Source organism: Ensifer sp. 22521, from assembly GCF_052044795.1.
Lineage (GTDB): Bacteria > Pseudomonadota > Alphaproteobacteria > Rhizobiales > Rhizobiaceae > Ensifer.
In genome coordinates, this window is sequence record NZ_JBQENM010000005.1 from 360,054 (window position 1) to 376,947 (window position 16,894).

Below are 16,894 nucleotides of genomic sequence, written 5' to 3' on the forward strand. Positions count from 1 at the left end.
AACTCTCGTGAGCTCGAACTCGAAGGCAAAGCCAACCACGCGCGAGAATGCTGCCGAACCGTTCAAGCGGGCGCTTTCCGGCTGCATCCGATCGATCGCGGGCGATGCCGAGGTGGAAGTCGCCTTCGCCAACGAGCGGCCGGGCATGACCGGCGAGCGCATTCGTCTGCCGGAGCTTTCCAAGCGCCCGACGCTGCAGGAACTCAGCGTCACCCGCGGGCTGGGTGACAGCATGGCGCTGCGCAAGGCCTGTCACGACGCGCGCATCCACGCGACGATGTCGCCGCAAGGGGCCGACGCCCGCGTGATCTTCGATGCGGTCGAGCAGGCGCGCGTCGAGGCGATCGGCGCGCTCAGCATGGCGGGTGTCGCCAAGAACCTGAACGTCATGCTCGAGGAGAAATACGCCAAGGCGAATTTTGCCACGATCGAGCGGCAGGCCGACGCGCCGCTCGGCGAAGCCGTGGCGCTGCTGGTGCGCGAGAAGTTGACCGGCGAGAAGCCACCGGCCTCCGCCGGCAAGGTGCTCGACCTCTGGCGCGAGTTCATCGAGGGCAAGGCTGCCGGCGATATCCAGAACCTGTCGTCGACGATCAACGACCAGCAGGCCTTTGCCCGGGTCGTGCGCGACATGCTGACCTCGATGGAGGTCGCCGAGAAGTATGGCGACGACGACGTCGAGCCGGACGAGCAGGAAAGCGAGACCGACGAAGATCAGCCGCGCAGCCAGGAGCAGGACGAAAACGCCAGCGACGAGGAAGCCGGCGACGATGCCGCACCCGCCGATGAAAACCAGGCTGCCGAAGAGCAGATGGAAGAAGGCGAGATGGACGGCGCGGAGATCTCCGACGACGATCTCCAGGACGAGGGTGACGAGGACAGCGAGACACCCGGCGAGGTCAAGCGACCGAACCAGCCCTTCGCCGACTTCAACGAGAAAGTCGACTACGCCGTCTTCACTCGCGAATTCGACGAGACGATCGCTTCGGAAGAGCTGTGCGACGAGGCCGAGCTCGACCGGTTGCGCGCCTTCCTCGACAAGCAGCTTTCCCATCTCCAGGGTGCTGTGGGTCGCCTTGCCAACCGCCTGCAGCGCCGCCTGATGGCGCAGCAGAACCGCTCTTGGGAATTCGATCTCGAAGAGGGCTACCTCGACACGGCGCGCCTGCAGCGCATCATCATCGACCCGATGCAGCCGCTTTCCTTCAAGCGAGAGAAGGACACCAACTTCCGCGACACGGTAGTGACGCTGCTGATCGACAACTCCGGCTCGATGCGTGGCCGCCCGATCACCGTTGCCGCCACTTGCGCCGACATCCTGGCGCGCACGCTGGAACGCTGCGGCGTCAAGGTCGAGATCCTCGGCTTCACCACCAAGGCGTGGAAGGGCGGACAGTCGCGCGAAAAGTGGCTCGCCGGCGGCAAGCCGCAGGCGCCGGGCCGGCTCAACGATCTGCGGCACATCATCTACAAGTCCGCCGATGCGCCCTGGCGCCGGGCGCGCCGCAATCTCGGCCTGATGATGCGCGAAGGCCTGCTCAAGGAAAACATCGACGGCGAGGCGCTGATGTGGGCGCACGAGCGACTGATGGCACGGCGCGAGCAGCGCCGCATCCTGATGATGATCTCCGACGGTGCGCCGGTTGACGACTCGACGCTTTCGGTGAACCCCGGGAACTATCTGGAGCGGCATCTGCGCGCTGTCATCGAGCAGATCGAGACGCGCTCGCCTGTCGAGTTGCTTGCAATCGGGATCGGCCACGATGTGACGCGATACTACCGTCGCGCCGTGACCATCGTCGATGCCGACGAACTCGCCGGTGCCATGACCGAGCAGCTGGCCGCGCTCTTCGAGGATGAAAGCCAGCGCCGCGGTTCCTCGCGTCTTCGTCGCGCCGGATAATTTGTTTCGTTCGGAGGTGGTGTTTGCCGCTTCCGAACGCCAATCGGCGACAGCCCGTTCCGACCTTGAGCCGAAGTCAATTTACGGACAAAATTTTACAGTCTACCAAGCTGCAGCGATGATCTCAGTGCGCCGTGGCAGGTGTCTCTCGTCGTCGTACTCCGTTTCATTCCTGATGCTCTTCCCCTGAAGGTACTTCCCCATGCTCGGTCGCGGACTTCTAGCCCTCCTGCTTTTGGCGTCGACCGGCTCGGCATGGGCCGCCTCGAACGGCGAAATTCTGCCGATCCGCAGTCGTCAGATCAGCAGTTTCGCGGTTGGATCGAGCGCCACCCGGTTCGACGCGCTGGAGTTCGTTGGCGGACTGGAAATGACCTCTGCGAATTCCCTGTTCGGCGCCGTGTCGGCAATCCGTTTTCGGCCGGATGGCACTTCATTCATCGCGATCATGGACACCGGACACTGGCTCGAAGGCGCCGTGACCCGTGATGCGGCCGGCCGGCTTTCCGGTCTTACGGACCTTACCGCCACGCCGATGGCCGACCGCAACGGCGACGTCGGGCTGGCGAAGTGGAAGGTGGATTCGGAAGGATTGGCGCTGCGGTCGGGGCAGGTGGTCGTCAGCTACGAGCAGGCACACCGCATCGACATCTACCCGGACCCGGGCTTTGCTGCATCGACGCCGATCGGGAGCCTGGCGTTGCCGTTCCCGATCAAGGAATTGCGCAACAATGGCGGCATCGAGACCATCGCAGTCGCGCCAAAGGACGGCCCCCTGGCCGGCGCGACGATCGCCGTTGCAGAGCGCAGCGTCGACAGGGCGGATAATCTGCTGGCGGGCATTCTCGACGGGCCGCAGCGCGGCGCGTTTGCCGTCGTGCGCAAGGATCCCTATGCGGTAACCGACGGCGCGTTCCTGCCGAACGGCGACCTGTTGCTGCTGGAACGGCGCTTCTCTTTCGGTTCTGGTCTCGGAATGCAGATCCGGCGTATTGCCGGCGACACGATCAAGCCCGGCGCCGTGGTCGATGGCGAAGTCATCTTCGAAGCCGACATGCGCCACCAGATCGACAATATGGAAGGGCTCGACGTCGTCGTACGGCCGGATGGCGAAGTTCGGGTGATCGTCGTTTCGGACGACAACCACTCCATCCTCGAGCGCAATCTGATGCTCGAGTTCCGCCTCACGACCGTGCTGACGCAGTAGGCAATGCTTGTTTCGCCCAAGGGGCGAGTGATCCAAGCTCTGAAACGACAGAGCCGATGATTGCGGTCGTTTTGACCGCAATCATCGGCTCGATCCTTTTCGGTAGACCTTGTTTAGGCGGATGCCTTGGCTTCCGCTGCCGGCATCGGCTTGACGACGCTCATCAGCGCACCATAGGGCAGCAGCATGACGAGGCCGCAGAGGATCTTGACGCTCAAGTCGCCGATCGCCCAGGAGATCCAGCGCGGTGCTTCGGCCGTGAGCACGCCGAGAAGGGGGGCGGTTTCCAGCGCGAAGCTGTCGTTCGGTCCGAAGAACACGAAGAACGGGGCAAAGGCGAAGGAGAAGAACATTGCGGTGTCGAGCGCCGAGCCGATCAGCGAGCCTGCGAGCGGCGCATGCCACCAGCTCTGACGGCGCAGTCGGTTGAATACCGAGATGTCGAGAAGCTGCCCGAACAGGAAGGCCGAACCTGAGGCGATCGCGATCCGCGGCGTGGCGGCGACGAAGGAGAGCAGGATGGCTACGATGAAGCCTGCGACCACCACGCGGCGCGCGATGCGCGGCCCGAACTGTCGATTGGTAAGATCCGTCACCAGGAAGGCGAAGGGGTAGCTGAAGGCGCCCCAGGTGAGAAGATCGCCGAGCTGCATGCCGGCAATCGAGCCCGGCAGCGGGTACTGTACGAGGATGTTCGAAGCCACGACCACGAGGGTCATCAGCGCGATATAGACGAAGAAAGTGCGGTTGATCAGCATTTTTTTATCCTGGGAGATGCCACCAGCTAGAGGGATGAAAGCCGGATCGAGCATCCGGCCGATGAAGGCAGAAACACGCGCACGAGAAAAAGGCTTGCTGGATGAACCCGCAAGCCTTTTAAACGCGTGTCAAAGACAGGACGCTGGCGCCGATTAGGCGGCTTCAGCAACCTTCTTGACGATCTGGCGGCGCAGCAGGCGAGCGCGCATGCTCAGCTCGTTCTCGTCCGACTTCAGCAGGAAGGCGTCGAGGCCGCCACGGTGTTCAACCGAGCGGAGAGCTGCAGCGGAAACGCGCAGACGGTAGCGCTGGCCGAGAGCATCGGAAATCAGCGTGACGTTGCACAGGTTCGGCAGGAACCGGCGCTTGGTCTTGTTGTTGGCGTGGCTTACATTGTTGCCCGACTGGACGCCCTTGCCGGTCAATTCGCAACTACGGGACATGGTACACCTATTCTCTTTATCGCCGCCGGACAATGCGGTAGCGGGCCCAGAGCCCAGGCCGCGTTCCTAGGCCATTATTGGAAAGTCGCGGTTCTATAGTCAGAGACGGCCCGCCCGTCAAGCCAAACCTCTTGCATTCTCGGAAAACCCGCGGTTTTTCCCGACCGTTCTTCAGATATGAGGCGTGGTTTTCCCAAGAATAATGCCTTGCGAGACCCATTCCAAGCGGTTTTGCTATGCGTTATTTCTTGCATGAGGACGTGTGGCGGCCACGGGGCCGGCCCGACGACCGGCTGCAGCGAACTGGGCGTAGAAAAGCCGCAAAGAGCCTGCATTTCAGGGTATTGCGGCGATATTCAAGCGATGGATTTTTTAAGGGCATGAAGTTGCGAAATGGCTTTCGCGTGGCGGCGTTGCTGTCCGCGGTCTCGTTTTCCACAGCATCGTCGGCCGCCGATGTCGAACATCTGACGGATTACAGCATCTCGCTCGCCGGTCTGCCGGTTGCGCGCGCCTCCTTCCATACCGAGCTTCAGAAGAATCGCTACACGATATCCGGAACGCTGAAGTCGGCCGGTCTGCTCGACATCCTGAGCCACACATCGGGCCAGACGCAGGTTTCGGGTGTGATCGGCAGGGACTACCTGCGCGCCTCGCACTATTCGATGTCCTATCGCAGTGGATCGAAGAGCAGGGCGATCAACGTCACCTATCGCAACGGCAATGTGGTGCAAGCCAGCATGACGCCGAAGCGGACGCCCTTGCCGAAGAACTGGGTGCCCGTCACCTCACGCGACATGCGCAACGTGCTCGACCCGCTCTCGGGCCTCATCATTCCCGCCGAGGCGCGCGTATGCCCCAACACGCTGCCGATCTTTGATGGCGAGTCGCGGCTCGACATCAAGCTCTCACCGAAGGGGACCAAGCCTTTCAAGACCAAGGGCTTCGAAGGGGAGGTGATCGTCTGCGGTATCCGTTTCGTGCCGAAGGCCGGCTACAAGAAGGGCCGCGAGGATGTCGAGTATCTGCGTCGTCTGCAGACGATGGAAATCTGGTTTGCCAAGGCGCCCAACGTGAACGTCTACGCCCCCGTCTATGTCCGCATCCCCACCAAGCTCGGACCGGTCACGGTCTCGGCGACGCGATTTGGTGGTTGACGCGCGGTCGTGTGCAACTAAAAGGTTAAATACCACGAAGCACGAAGATTTTATCGGCGCAGGTTTCCGTGAGAGAAATCGCGCGAGGGGACGACTATGACATTCAAGGCAACGCTGATCGGCTTTTCCGCCATCCTGATGTGGTCGCTGCTCGCGCTGTTCACGGCAGCATCCGGCAAGATGCCGCCGTTCCAGCTTTCGGCGATCTGCTTCCTGATCGGCAGCCTGCCCGGCCTGGTGGTGCTGGGGATGAGGCCGGAGCGCCTGGCGCTGCTCAAGCAACCCGCCAAGGTCTGGATCACGGGTATCGCCGGTTTGTTCGGCTATCATTTTCTCTATTTCACGGCCCTGCGCAACGCCCCGGCAGTGGAAGCCGGGTTGATCGCCTATCTCTGGCCGCTGCTGATCGTCGTCGGCTCGGCGCTGCTGCCGGGCGAGCGCTTGCGCTGGTATCATCTCGCCGGCGCACTCGCCGGCCTCGTCGGCACGATCCTGATCGTGGCGCGCAATGGCGTTGCCTTCGACGATGCCTATCTGCTTGGCTACGGCGCCGCCTTTCTCTGCGCCTTCACTTGGTCGGGCTATTCGCTCATCACCCGCCGCTTCGAAGCGGTCTCGACGGATGTCGTGACAGGATTTTGTCTTGCGACCTCGATCCTGTCTTTCGTCTGCCATCTGGCGCTCGAAACGACCGTCTGGCCGGCGACGACCTTCGAGTGGCTGGCGGTCGTCGGCCTCGGGCTGCTGCCGGTCGGAGCGGCGTTCTATGCCTGGGACTTTGGGGTGAAGAACGGCAATATCCAGCTTCTCGGCGTCGCGAGTTATGCGGCGCCGGTGCTTTCGACGCTGATCCTGATCCTGTTCGGTTTTGCCGAGCCGTCCTGGCGCATCGCGCTCGCCTGCCTGTTCGTGACCGGCGGCGCAGTGCTTGCTGCAAAGGACATGATCTTCCGCAATCGTGCGACGGTGGCCCAGCCGGCGGAATAACCGGGCTTGTTATCGCTTGGGCGGCTGCCAGTCGGGGGCCGCCATTTCGAAGGCGGCGAAATCAAATGCTGGCGCGACGGTGCAGCCGACCAGCGTCCATTCGCCAAGCGAGGCGGCGGACTGCCACCAATCGGCCGGGACCACGCCCTGCGGTCGTTCTCCGCTCAGAATGTCGGACCCGAGCCGCAGCGTCTCGGCGGATTTTCCATCTTCGGCGATGCTGAGTTCGAGCGGCGCACCGGCGTGATAGTGCCAAATCTCGACCGCGTCGCGGACACGGTGCCAGTGCGAGCGCTCGCCGCGCTCCAACAGATAATAGATTGCCGTCGAATGCCCGCGTGGGCCACCAGCCGTATCGCGGAAGGTCTCGAAGTACCAGCCGCCCTCCGGATGGCGCGCCAAACCGAGTGCCTTGATGATCTCCGCCGCCGATTGCGTCTCAGCCACTAGAAATTATCTTTCCGCTTGCGGATTTCGGCAAAGACCGTGGCATCGTCGGCGTTCTGCATTCCAAGATGGGCGCGGATGCCCGGGTCGGTGGCGCGCAGGAACGGGTTCGTGCGCTTCTCCAGGCCGATCGTCGTCGGTGCGGTGAAGCCGCCGTCGCAGCGCGTCTCCTCGATCTCGGCGGCGCGCGCCTTGAGCTCGGCATTCTCGGGGTCGACCGTGACCGCGAAGCGGGCGTTGGACAGCGTGTATTCGTGGCCGAAATAGACCGTCGTGTCATCCGGCAACGCCATCAGCCGGCTGAGAGACTGCCACATGGTCGCTGCCGTCCCCTCGAACAGACGACCGCAGCCCAGCGCAAACAGGGTGTCGGCGGCAAACAGCAGCCTGTCCTGCGGGAAGTGGAAGCAGATGTGACCGGCCGTGTGGCCCGGGGTCTCGATCACCTCGACGGAACGACCGGCAAAATCGAAGCGCTCACCATGGCGCACGGCCTTGTCGAGCCCCGGAATTTTCGAGGCTTCCCCGAAAGGCCCGATGATCGTGACGCCGAAGCGTTCCTTCAGGGCGTCATTTGCCGCCACGTGATCGCCGTGATGATGGGTCGTCAGGATGTGGGTAAGCCTCCAGCCGCGCCGCTCCAGCGCTTCCAGGATGGGCGCCTCTTCCGGCGCGTCGATAGAGGCGGTCAGGCCGCTTTCGGGATCGTGGATCAGCACGCCGAAATTATCGGTGCGGCAGAGGAAGAGGTCGAGTTCGAGCGCGGCCATGGCACGTCCTCCGGTCAGAAGAGAGGGAATGCTGCCGAATGTAGCGAGCCTTACCTTGAAGTCTACCGCTTCGAAGCTAACATGTTGCGAATGCACACCGATATCGTCGACCTGCGAGAATTCTATCACTCCGAGCTCGGCCGGATGGCGGAGCAATCCGTCACCATGGCGCTTTCGTCCGTCTGGGCGCGGCTCCCGGACGAGCGGCTGGTCGGCCTCGGCTATGCCGTTCCCTATCTCGAACGGTTCCGCAAGGACACGGAGCGCACCTTCGCCTTCATGCCGGCGGGGCAGGGGGCGGTGAACTGGCCGGTTGCCGAGCTCTCCTCGACGGCGCTGGTGTTCGATGAGGAGTTGCCGCTGCCCGACGCCTCGATCGACCGGGTGCTGATGGTGCATTCGCTGGAATTCGCCGAAAGCCCGCGGGAGACCATGAAGGAGATCTGGCGGGTGCTGGCGCCAGGCGGTCGCCTTATCATCGTCGTGCCCAACCGGCGCGGCGTCTGGGCGCGCATGGAACACACGCCCTTCGGTTCCGGGCGACCCTATTCGCGTGGGCAGCTGACGGCGCTGCTGCGCGAGACCAACTTCACGCCAGGTGCCACGGCGGATGCGCTCTTCTTCCCGCCGTCGAAACTCAGGGCGATCCTGCGGCTGCGTCGGGGCTTCGAGCGGCTCGGCCGTTCGCTCTGGCCGGTCTTCTCCGGCGTCATCGTCGTCGAGGCGCAGAAGCGGCTTTACCAGGGGCTGCCGGTCGCCGCACGCGCATCGCGCCGCGTCTTCGTGCCGGTGCTGGCGCCGCAGGGCGTGCCGAGCACGCGCGAGAGGCCGCGTCCCACCCGCTAACCTGCCTGGGAACCGCGGCGGACCCTCGACAAAAGCCGCTTGCGCCGCTAATGGCTTGACCTCTTTTCCTGCCTGCAGCGCCGCGCGCCTCCCAAGGCACGTATCGGTCGCTGCAGCACTTTGATGGCCAAAGAAAGCTGACCCGATGAGCCTTGCTTCGAAGAGCCCTGAGCCGCGTTCCGGCATCCTGGATATTGCCGCTTATGTGCCGGGCAAGGAGCACGCGCCGGGTGTCGCCAAGGTGCATAAGCTCTCGTCCAACGAGACACCGCTTGGCGCAAGCCCGAAGGCGATCGAGGCCTTCCAGTCGGCTGCCTTCAACCTCGAACGTTATCCGGATGGCCAGGCGCGGGCGCTGCGAGAGGCGATCGGTGCTGTGCACGGCCTCAACCCGGCAAACATCATGTGCGGCAATGGGTCGGACGAGCTGCTCGGGCTTCTCTGCCACACCTATCTCGGGCCCGGCGACGAAGGCATCATCACCGAGCATGGCTTCCTCGTCTACAAGATCCAGATCCTGGCGGCGGGCGCGACGCCCATTACCGTCAAGGAGAAGGATGCGCGCGTCGATGTCGATGCCATTCTCGCGGCGGTCACCGAGCGCACCAAGGTCGTCTTCCTGGCGAACCCGGCCAATCCGACCGGCACCTACATCCCCGTCGATGAAGTCCGCCGGCTGCATGCGGGGCTGCCCGAGGGTGTGCTGCTGGTGCTCGATGCGGCCTATGCCGAATATGTGCGCCGCAACGACTATGCCGCCGGTCTGGAGCTCGTCTCGGCCAGCCGCAATGTGGTGATGACCCGCACCTTCTCGAAGATCTACGGTCTTGCGGGTTTGCGCATCGGCTGGATGTATGCACCGCCGGAGGTGATCGACGCGGTCGACCGTGTCCGCGGGCCCTTCAACCTCAGTGCGCCCTCTATCGCGGCGGGTGCTGCGGCGATCCGTGATCAGGCTTTCGTGGCAACGGCAGTCGATCACAATCTCACCTGGCTTGCGCGTGTCAGCGAAGCGCTCGAAGCGATCGGGCTGCGCATCACGCCCTCGGTCACGAATTTCGTGCTGATCCACTTTCCGGAAGAAAACGGCAAGCGGGCCGAGGAAGCCGATGATTTCCTGACCAGCCGCGGCTATATCCTGCGGGCGGTCCGCAGCTACGGCTTCCCCAATGCGCTGCGCATGACCATCGGCTCGGAAGAAGCCAACGAAGGCGTCATCGCGGCGCTGATCGAATTCATGGGACGGAAATAATGGCTCAGCAGTTTGAAACGATCGCCCTCATCGGCATTGGTCTCATCGGCTCGTCGATCGCGCGCGATATCCGCGAGAAGCAGCTTGCCGGTACGCTCGTCGTCTCCACGCGCAGCGAGGCGACGCTGAAGCGTACGCAGGAGCTCGGGCTCGGCGATCGCTATACACTGTCTGCGGCCGACGCCGTTCGCGACGCCGACCTCGTGATCGTCTCGGTCCCGGTCGGCGCGTCCGGTGCCGTCGCGGCCGAGATTGCCGCGCATCTGAAGCCCGGTGCGATCGTCACCGATGTCGGCTCGACCAAAGGCTCGGTGATCGCGCAGATGGCGCCGCATCTGCCCGAGACCGTTCATTTCGTGCCGGGGCATCCGATCGCCGGTACCGAGCACTCGGGCCCGGATGCCGGCTTCGTCGGCCTCTTCCGCGGCCGCTGGTGCATCCTGACGCCGCCGGAGGGCGCTGATGGGGAAGCGGTCGCGCGGCTCCGGCGTTTCTGGGAAACGCTCGGCTCGATGGTCGAGGAAATGGACGCCGAGCACCACGACAAGGTGCTGGCGATCGTTTCGCATCTGCCGCACATCATCGCCTACAACATCGTCGGAACGGCCGATGATCTCGAGACCGTCACCGAGTCCGAAGTCATCAAGTATTCGGCCTCGGGTTTCCGCGACTTCACCCGTCTCGCGGCATCCGATCCCACCATGTGGCGTGACGTCTGCCTGCACAACAAGGACGCGATCCTGGAGATGCTGGCACGGTTTTCGGAGGATCTCGCCTATCTGCAGCGGGCGATCCGCTGGGGCGACGGCGAGAAGCTCTTCGACCTCTTCACCCGCACCCGCGCCATCCGCCGCTCGATCATCCAGGCGGGCCAGGATACGGCGATGCCGGACTTCGGCCGGCATGCCATGGATCAGAAATAAGCTGAGCAAGTCGAGGAAGACCGAGGAACGGTCTTCCGTCCGGAAGCGGGTGTTCGACGATCTAGAGCGTCGGCAGGACGCCGATCGGGATGAAGGCGAGAAACGCCGTGCCGTCGCGCACGTTGAGCTTCACGGTCGCCTCGTCCTTGCCGTTGGCGAGCGCCTTCAGCATGTTCGCGGTGTTGTCGACGAGGTTGGCGTCGTCGGGAATCAGCTTGACCAGATTGGCCCGCCAGGCCTCGATATTCGTCATCGTCAGCGAGAACTCGCCGGAAATCAGTCCCTGATCGTTGACCGAGAAGGGGCCGGAAAGCTTGGCGTTCATGCCGGAGCCGAGATCGAGGGTGAGCTGTCGGAGTTCGCCCTTGCTGCCGCGAAACATCTCCGGTGTCGGTGTGGTTGCCATCCACCCGGCCTTGTCGGTGAAGGTCAGGTCCGCAGCCACCGTGGCCGGCGGCGCGTAGCTCGGGCCTTCCTCCGGACGAAGGTCGAGCTTGTCGACGCTCAAAGCGGCATCAAGATCCGCGCCGTTCTGGCGCAGGTGCAGTTCGCCGTGGCTGGCGCCGAAGCCAAGACCGTCGCCCGCAAGCGGCAGGCGCACCCGACCGGTGAGGTTGTCATAGGTGAGCGAGGTGCGGTCGACACCGGACAAGGTCGCACGCACGCTCGCATGCAGCAGCGTCCAGTCGGCGAAGACGTTGAGGCCGGGCGACGCCCGGATTTCGGCCGGGCCGTCGAGCTCGATCACGGCGTGGCCGGGCTGGTAGACCTGGGCGGCTGTGCGCAGCGCCCCGAAGGAGGCGGATGTGCCATGGCGGGTGTCGTCGAGGTGGACCTTGTCGCAGAAGAGGCCGATTCGGAACGGAAAGCCGCGCACGTCCATGTTCGTGCATTCGCCGCCGAGGCCGGCTGCCTGTCCATCGGCAAGACGGGCCGTGAGGCGTTTCTCGATCTGATCGGCGGCGAGGAACCAGCCGGCCGAATAGATGCCGGCGACAAGCACGATGCCTGCCGTCAGCCAGCGGAACTTCCGGCTGACCGGCGAGGGATTGGAAACTGCGGTTGCCGACATGGGCGCGGATACCTCACTCTAAACTGGACTGCGGCTGCCTTTCGGGTGGCGCCGCCGATCCGCAAAACTATTCTTGTCTTCGGGTGCACGAGGACGAGCTTGTCTCTTTCGTGCCGAGATGCTGTGCCGTAGAAACCGACATGGCTGACCATTCCTACAAGCCGATGGTGATTCGGTGGCGAGAGCAGACAGCGCGGGTTGAATGACAGTGGATATGGACGAATTTTGGGTCTTTGGCTACGGGTCGCTGATGTGGAACCCCGGCTTTGCCTTCGAGGAGAAGCTGACGGCACGCGCATTCGGCTATCGCCGGTCGCTCTGCGTGCATTCCTGGGTTCACCGCGGCACCGAACAGCGGCCGGGACTGGTGCTTGGGCTCGACCGAGGCGGCTCCTGCATCGGCACGGCTTTTCGTGTCGAGCGTGGGCAGCGGGAGAGTGTTACCGATTATCTGCGCGAGCGTGAACTGGTGACGCATGTCTACAAGGAGCGCACGATGCCGGTGCTGCTTGCCGATGGACGGCGGGTGCCGGCGCTTGCCTATGTCATCGACCGCGACCACGTCCAGTATGCCGGAACGCTCAGCACCGGTGAGGCGGCCGATATCGTCGCCGTTTCGACCGGAAAATCCGGGCCGAACAGCGAGTATGTGTTCAACACGCTTGCCCATCTCAAGGAAATGGGCATCCGCGATCACTGGCTGGAAGAGGTGGTGGGCCTGCTCGAGCAGACACGCCAGCGTGCGCGGGCCTGATCGCTCAGGCCCTGCCGGCGGCCTTCAGTTCCTTCAGCCTTTGCTCGGCGGTTGGCGGCAGCGGCAGGTGCGGATTGTTCTGCACCGTTTCGACAAGCAGTTCGTCACTGGCCTTCTCCGTGACTTCCATGAGCTTGGCAAGGAATGCATCCGGATCCATGCCCGCCTCGACCGGCGGCAGGATGCGGACCTTGAAGTGGCCGGGAAAGCGCAGGAACTTGCGGCGCGGCCAGAAGAGGCCGGGATGCATGGCGACCGGCACGACGGGCACGTTCAGGTCGCGGTAGAGGCGGGCGATGCCGTACTTGTACTCCGGCGGAGCGCCCGGCGGGCGGCGCGTGCCTTCCGGGTAGATGATGAGTTCGCGGCCGGTTGCCATTTCCTGCTTGGTGCGATCCATGACGCTGGTCATCGCCTTGCCGCGTGCGGCCCGGTTTACCGGAACCATGCGCTGCTTGAGGATGTACCAACCGAACAGCGGGATCCAGGTGAGCTCACGCTTCAGAATGTAGAAGGGATCGTCGAGCCAGGGGAGCAGCGCATAGGCATCCCAGAAGGACTGGTGCTTGGGAGCGAAGATGTAGGGGACCTTCGGGAGGTTCTCCAAGCCTTCGATCTCAAAGGTCGTCCCGACCATCTTGTCGAGCAGCCAGTGATTGCTGCGCACCCAGTTCTTGGGAACGAACCAGGCCTTCTTGCGCGGCAGCAGGAAATAGATCGGCGTCAGCACGATCATCTGCACGATCAGATTGGCGTAGAACACCATGTTGAAAAGGATCGAACGCAAGACGATCATCAGGTACGCTCTCGTAGGCGAGTTCTTAAGGGGCTCGGCGTCAGGCCGATTGATCGCTGCCTACACGAAACCGTGCAGAAGGAAAACTGCCCTCTCTCACTTTAGGCCATCGACGTTCTCGATGGCCTCTATTCTTCCGCCGGCGTGGCGCGTGAGGAATCGGTGCGCAGGCCGCTCGTCGGCCGGGCGCCGGCGAGATCGCGAACCGATGCGATCGTATACTTCCCGAACTCCAGGAGGATCGATTTCAGTACCATCGGGTTGCGCAGCCAGTTCGTCGTCTTGAGATCCGAATTGACCACCGGGTAGGGGATGAATTCCGTCTCCGGGCGGGTACGCCGAAGCTCCAGCAGGCTGCGTGGCATATGGTAGTTGTTGGTAACGACGAGCACGCTCGTATAGCCGCGATCACGGATCCATTGTGCCGTCTCGGTGGCGTTGCCGATGGTATCGATCGCCTCATGACCGATATCGACGCAGCATTTGAAGAGATCGGCGGAGCTCTGGGTGTTGCGGCGGATCTGGCTGCCGGTGGTCGTCGGGTGGACGCCGGAGATGAGCAGGCGCTTTCCGGCGCCGCCCTTCAAGAGATCGACCGCTTGGTCGATGCGCTGGAAACCACCGGTCAGGACGACGATCGCATCCGCCTTGGGATGCACGGGTGGCTGCAGCGATGCGACGGTGTCGGCGAAATTGAGGAAGGCGCCGATCAGGAGCGCGAGCGGTAACAGGAGGACGAAGAACGTTCGCCGGAGAATTTTGCGCAAGAGGCTGCGGGGCCGCCGGCCATCGTCGGCTTTCCCCTGCCATTTGCCTCCTCCGGCCATCCCGTTCCCGCGTAATTCTCGCGCCATCATGATTCTCTTCACATAGCCACAGATTACGGCAAGGAATAGATCGAGGCACGGCGAAACATCGGGCGGTTCAGCTCTGGTAGAGATCCGTGCGGCCGGGGTCCGAACGGATGAGGTCGATCTCGTAGATCGTGCGCATGACCGTGAGGCGAGCGGTCACGGTCGTCAGGATGGCGATGACGACGATGATGGCGGCGATACCGAGATAGCCACCATAGCCAATGGTAAAGGTTCCGAAGAGGGCGGTTGCCTGATCGGTCTGCGGTGTTGCCAATGTCTGCGACTGCCAGAAGCCGGCAAGCGCAAAGGACAGCGCGGCAAGCAGGCCGCCGGTGCCGGCACCCTTGAGGCTGATTCTCAGAAAATGCTTCTGGAATTCGGAGGCGACGAAACCGGCCTCGGCACCGACGAAATGCAGCACCTCGACGATGTGACGGTTGCCGGAAAGGGCGCCGCGGGTGGCGAAAATCACCGTCAGCACCATGGCGGAGAACACGAGGGCCAGCACGCCGGTGCCGATCATCGCCGTGGTATTGGCCATGGCGACGAGCCGGTCGACCCAGGTGCGGTGATCGTCGAGGAAGGCCTGTGGGATCGTCTCGGTCAGCGCCTTGCGCATGGCGGCGAAATCGGGCGGATTGTTTTCGTCGATGGTGATGATGATCAGCCGCGGCACCGGCAATTCGTCGAGATCGAGGCCCTCGCCGAGCCAGGGTTCCAGTAGGCGCGCGGTGGCGGCGCGATCGACGATCTTGCCATCGGTCGTGCCGCTGAAGGTCAGCGCCAGATCGCGGGCATCGGCGAGCGCCTTCTCCATGTCGAGGCTATCGTCCGGCTTGATCTGGACGGTGATCTCGCGGGAGATCTGCGACTGCCAGCTCTGGGCCGTTGCCCTGACCATGCTGACGCCGCCGAGTGTCAGGCAGGCAAGGAACGACATGATGGCGATGACGCACATCAGCGCATGGCCGGAGACATTGGTCGAAGGCACGATCGGGCCGGTCGGCCGCACGCGCATTTCCGTCCGGCGTTGTTGCGGCTCCGACGCCTGCTCGGGCGCATCCTTCTGGCGTTTCGTGCGGCTGTCACTCATAGATGTCGAGCCGCCCCTGCGAAAGGATCATGCGTCGCGCCTCCACCTGATCCATCAGCGACAGATCGTGGGTGGCGATCACCACCGCGGTGCCGAGCCGGTTCAGCTCGAGGAAGAGGTTGAGGAGGCGCCTGGCCATCGGCGGATCGACGTTGCCGGTCGGTTCGTCGGCAAGCAGGATCTCTGGCCGGTCGATCAGCGCCCGCGCGATCGCCGCGCGCTGCTTTTCGCCGCCTGAAAGAACCGGCGGCAGGACATTGATGCGCTCGCCGAGGCCGACCCATTTCAACAGTTCCAGCACGTCGGCGCGATAGCTCGATTCCTCCTTGCCGCGGACGCGCAGCGGCAGGGCGACGTTCTCATAGGTGGTCAGGTGATCGAGCAGGCGAAAATCCTGGAAGACGATGCCGACGCGCCGGCGCAGCATCGGGAACTCCTCGCGCGGGATCGACGAGATGTTGCGGTCGAACATCCGGATCAGGCCGCGCGTCGGCTGCAGCGAGAGGAACAGCAGTCTCAAAAGGGTGGTCTTGCCGGCGCCCGACGGACCGGTCAGGAACTGGAACGAACGGCGCGGAATATCGAAGGTCAGGTCCCGGAGGATTTCCGGTCCCATGCCATAGCGCAGTCCGACGTTCTCAAAGTGAATCAAGCGGCAGCCCAGTCTCTCTCACGGCCCTGCAACCGACGGCCGGTTCCGGTCCTCCGCGCATAGGACGACCAGCCTCGAAAGGCAAAACCGCCAGCGGAATCATGGTTAAGCAGCGGTTAATTTTTCATGAAAAGGTGCCGCTTTCGCGACGTCTTTCCGAAACATTAACCATTCCGGTTTACGTGTCGGAAAGAATTGATGCAATGCCTAGATTCTTGCATGCCAAGGGTTCGCGCATTGCCCGATGGTTTCGCAGTCGAGGCGGTAGGTCGAGTGGCCGCACCGTGCCCCTGTGGGACAGGAGGAACTGGTCATGCATGCATTCCGGACCAAAACCGCCGGCGCTTCGGCGGACTTCCTGCCGCCCGAACGGGGCGGTCGTGAGGCAGCCGCGATGCCGCGACGCGTCGACTATGTCGATGCCGAGTTCGAGGTGATTGCTCCCTCGTCGCGCCGAACGCCCTATCCGGTGTTCAACGACAACGCCAAGATGGGAAATCAGAAACGGCCGACCTTGACGGTCGTGGCCGACGAAACGTCGCTTGCCGGCCGACTGTTGAGCCTCGCCGAAGCGCGGCTGCGCGACATGCCGGCGCGCCGCTTCGCCGGCCTGGTCGCGGGTTTCGCACTCGCATCCTTTCTGGTGATCGTCGGTTTCGCGGGCGACGGGCAGGCCGATATCCAGCCGCTTGCGATATCAGGGGTCACGAGCTCGCTCGACTATTCCGGCGGCATGCGGGTGCTTTCCGTCTACGGCTCGATCGACAACCGCTCCGATGTCGAACAGCGCCTGCCGCTCGTCGTGGTGGGGGTGGCAGCCAACGGGCGCCAGGTTACGACCACGCGCGTGATGCCCGAAGGCGCGGCAATCGCGCCGGGCGAGAGCCGCCATTTCAGGACGCGGCTGCCCTATGCAGGTGGAAAAATGCCCGATGTGACGGTTTCCTTCGCTGAAAACGGTGTTTCAGCCCGCTGATTG

Annotated in this window: 18 protein-coding genes; 9 read left to right on the forward strand and 9 right to left on the reverse strand. The window is 63.4% G+C overall.

From position 1 onward, the window contains the following. The first annotated feature begins 7 nt into the window (after positions 1-7). Positions 8-1,903 carry a cobaltochelatase subunit CobT gene (cobT, locus tag ACTJKE_RS09640; RefSeq protein ID WP_113513193.1) on the forward strand — a complete coding sequence of 632 codons (1,896 nt, stop codon included), beginning with the start codon at positions 8-10 and terminating at the stop codon, positions 1,901-1,903. A 202-nt stretch (positions 1,904-2,105) separates the two neighbouring features. Further along, positions 2,106-3,110 carry an esterase-like activity of phytase family protein gene (locus ACTJKE_RS09645; RefSeq protein WP_058325833.1) on the forward strand — a complete coding sequence of 335 codons (1,005 nt, stop codon included), beginning with the start codon at positions 2,106-2,108 and terminating at the stop codon, positions 3,108-3,110. Between the two features lie 113 nt (positions 3,111-3,223). On the opposite strand, the gene ACTJKE_RS09650 is transcribed toward ACTJKE_RS09645, so the two are convergent. Then, positions 3,224-3,868: a queuosine precursor transporter gene (locus ACTJKE_RS09650; RefSeq protein WP_057254752.1), complete on the reverse strand. Its 645-nt coding sequence runs from the start codon at positions 3,866-3,868 to the stop codon at positions 3,224-3,226. Positions 3,869-4,021: 153 nt separating this feature from the next. Further along, positions 4,022-4,312, reverse strand: a complete 291-nt coding sequence (rpmB, locus tag ACTJKE_RS09655) for a 50S ribosomal protein L28 (protein ID WP_034806568.1) — start codon at positions 4,310-4,312, stop codon at positions 4,022-4,024. Between the two features lie 380 nt (positions 4,313-4,692). On the opposite strand from rpmB, the gene ACTJKE_RS09660 reads away from it, so the two are divergent. Together ACTJKE_RS09660 and yddG are read left to right on the forward strand one after the other, a co-directional pair. Further along, entirely contained in the window at positions 4,693-5,469 is a 777-nt protein-coding gene (locus tag ACTJKE_RS09660) for a DUF3108 domain-containing protein (protein WP_057254753.1), read from the forward strand. A gap of 96 nt (positions 5,470-5,565) precedes the next feature. Then, positions 5,566-6,456 carry an aromatic amino acid exporter YddG gene (yddG, locus tag ACTJKE_RS09665; protein WP_058325832.1) on the forward strand — a complete coding sequence of 297 codons (891 nt, stop codon included), beginning with the start codon at positions 5,566-5,568 and terminating at the stop codon, positions 6,454-6,456. Between the two features lie 9 nt (positions 6,457-6,465). On the opposite strand, the gene ACTJKE_RS09670 is transcribed toward yddG, so the two are convergent. Further along, the gene (locus ACTJKE_RS09670; protein WP_058321081.1) at positions 6,466-6,903 is read right to left on the reverse strand and encodes a cupin domain-containing protein; all 438 of its coding nucleotides are present in this window, start codon (positions 6,901-6,903) and stop codon (positions 6,466-6,468) included. Then, positions 6,903-7,673, reverse strand: coding sequence for a hydroxyacylglutathione hydrolase (gene gloB / locus ACTJKE_RS09675; RefSeq protein ID WP_057254755.1), 771 nt, complete (start codon positions 7,671-7,673; stop codon positions 6,903-6,905). The genes ACTJKE_RS09670 and gloB overlap by 1 nt, the downstream gene beginning before the upstream one ends. A gap of 81 nt (positions 7,674-7,754) precedes the next feature. Here gloB and ACTJKE_RS09680 point away from each other — a divergent pair, with 81 nt between their 5' ends. The 3 genes from ACTJKE_RS09680 to ACTJKE_RS09690 all read left to right on the forward strand — a co-directional run bounded on the left by ACTJKE_RS09680 (position 7,755) and on the right by ACTJKE_RS09690 (position 10,694). Beyond that, a complete protein-coding gene (locus ACTJKE_RS09680; protein WP_093233941.1) occupies positions 7,755-8,519 on the forward strand; it encodes a class I SAM-dependent methyltransferase in 765 nt (254 codons plus the stop codon). 145 nt (positions 8,520-8,664) lie between these two features. Then, the gene (gene hisC / locus ACTJKE_RS09685) at positions 8,665-9,771 is read left to right on the forward strand and encodes a histidinol-phosphate transaminase (protein ID WP_058321082.1); all 1,107 of its coding nucleotides are present in this window, start codon (positions 8,665-8,667) and stop codon (positions 9,769-9,771) included. Continuing rightward, positions 9,771-10,694 (forward strand): prephenate/arogenate dehydrogenase family protein, encoded by a 924-nt coding sequence (locus ACTJKE_RS09690; RefSeq protein WP_057254758.1) that lies wholly within the window; start codon positions 9,771-9,773, stop codon positions 10,692-10,694. The genes hisC and ACTJKE_RS09690 overlap by 1 nt, the downstream gene beginning before the upstream one ends. Before the next feature lie 61 nt (positions 10,695-10,755). Here ACTJKE_RS09690 and ACTJKE_RS09695 read toward each other — a convergent pair whose 3' ends face one another. Next, positions 10,756-11,766 (reverse strand): DUF2125 domain-containing protein, encoded by a 1,011-nt coding sequence (locus tag ACTJKE_RS09695; protein WP_058321083.1) that lies wholly within the window; start codon positions 11,764-11,766, stop codon positions 10,756-10,758. Between the two features lie 202 nt (positions 11,767-11,968). On the opposite strand from ACTJKE_RS09695, the gene ACTJKE_RS09700 reads away from it, so the two are divergent. Then, on the forward strand, positions 11,969-12,520 hold the full coding sequence (locus ACTJKE_RS09700; protein WP_057254760.1) for a gamma-glutamylcyclotransferase: 552 nt from the start codon (positions 11,969-11,971) through the stop codon (positions 12,518-12,520). Positions 12,521-12,524: 4 nt separating this feature from the next. Here ACTJKE_RS09700 and ACTJKE_RS09705 read toward each other — a convergent pair whose 3' ends face one another. From ACTJKE_RS09705 to ftsE, 4 genes are all read right to left on the reverse strand, one after another. Continuing rightward, positions 12,525-13,316 (reverse strand): lysophospholipid acyltransferase family protein, encoded by a 792-nt coding sequence (locus ACTJKE_RS09705; protein WP_057254761.1) that lies wholly within the window; start codon positions 13,314-13,316, stop codon positions 12,525-12,527. 128 nt (positions 13,317-13,444) lie between these two features. Then, positions 13,445-14,143 carry a YdcF family protein gene (locus ACTJKE_RS09710; RefSeq protein ID WP_057254762.1) on the reverse strand — a complete coding sequence of 233 codons (699 nt, stop codon included), beginning with the start codon at positions 14,141-14,143 and terminating at the stop codon, positions 13,445-13,447. Between the two features lie 97 nt (positions 14,144-14,240). Further along, complete coding sequence (locus ACTJKE_RS09715; protein WP_058321087.1) at positions 14,241-15,263, reverse strand: cell division protein FtsX; 1,023 nt, start codon at positions 15,261-15,263, stop codon at positions 14,241-14,243. Further along, positions 15,256-15,915, reverse strand: coding sequence for a cell division ATP-binding protein FtsE (gene ftsE / locus ACTJKE_RS09720; protein ID WP_057254764.1), 660 nt, complete (start codon positions 15,913-15,915; stop codon positions 15,256-15,258). The genes ACTJKE_RS09715 and ftsE overlap by 8 nt, the downstream gene beginning before the upstream one ends. Before the next feature lie 313 nt (positions 15,916-16,228). Between ftsE and ACTJKE_RS09725 the strand changes: the two genes are divergently transcribed. Next, a complete protein-coding gene (locus ACTJKE_RS09725) occupies positions 16,229-16,891 on the forward strand; it encodes a hypothetical protein (protein WP_057254765.1) in 663 nt (220 codons plus the stop codon). Positions 16,892-16,894: the final 3 nt, after the last annotated feature.

Coding starts and splice junctions, on each gene's coding strand:
- ACTJKE_RS09710 (WP_057254762.1), bottom strand. CDS start 14,143: ATGGCCGGAGGAGGCAAATGGCAGGGGAAAGCCGACGATGGCCGGCGG.
- ACTJKE_RS09660 (WP_057254753.1), top strand. CDS start 4,693: ATGAAGTTGCGAAATGGCTTTCGCGTGGCGGCGTTGCTGTCCGCGGTC.
- ACTJKE_RS09650 (WP_057254752.1), bottom strand. CDS start 3,868: ATGCTGATCAACCGCACTTTCTTCGTCTATATCGCGCTGATGACCCTC.
- hisC (WP_058321082.1), top strand. CDS start 8,665: ATGAGCCTTGCTTCGAAGAGCCCTGAGCCGCGTTCCGGCATCCTGGAT.
- ACTJKE_RS09725 (WP_057254765.1), top strand. CDS start 16,229: ATGCATGCATTCCGGACCAAAACCGCCGGCGCTTCGGCGGACTTCCTG.
- ACTJKE_RS09705 (WP_057254761.1), bottom strand. CDS start 13,316: ATGATCGTCTTGCGTTCGATCCTTTTCAACATGGTGTTCTACGCCAAT.
- rpmB (WP_034806568.1), bottom strand. CDS start 4,312: ATGTCCCGTAGTTGCGAATTGACCGGCAAGGGCGTCCAGTCGGGCAAC.
- ACTJKE_RS09690 (WP_057254758.1), top strand. CDS start 9,771: ATGGCTCAGCAGTTTGAAACGATCGCCCTCATCGGCATTGGTCTCATC.
- gloB (WP_057254755.1), bottom strand. CDS start 7,673: ATGGCCGCGCTCGAACTCGACCTCTTCCTCTGCCGCACCGATAATTTC.
- ACTJKE_RS09700 (WP_057254760.1), top strand. CDS start 11,969: ATGACAGTGGATATGGACGAATTTTGGGTCTTTGGCTACGGGTCGCTG.
- ACTJKE_RS09695 (WP_058321083.1), bottom strand. CDS start 11,766: ATGTCGGCAACCGCAGTTTCCAATCCCTCGCCGGTCAGCCGGAAGTTC.
- ACTJKE_RS09680 (WP_093233941.1), top strand. CDS start 7,755: ATGTTGCGAATGCACACCGATATCGTCGACCTGCGAGAATTCTATCAC.
- ACTJKE_RS09715 (WP_058321087.1), bottom strand. CDS start 15,263: ATGAGTGACAGCCGCACGAAACGCCAGAAGGATGCGCCCGAGCAGGCG.
- ACTJKE_RS09645 (WP_058325833.1), top strand. CDS start 2,106: ATGCTCGGTCGCGGACTTCTAGCCCTCCTGCTTTTGGCGTCGACCGGC.
- yddG (WP_058325832.1), top strand. CDS start 5,566: ATGACATTCAAGGCAACGCTGATCGGCTTTTCCGCCATCCTGATGTGG.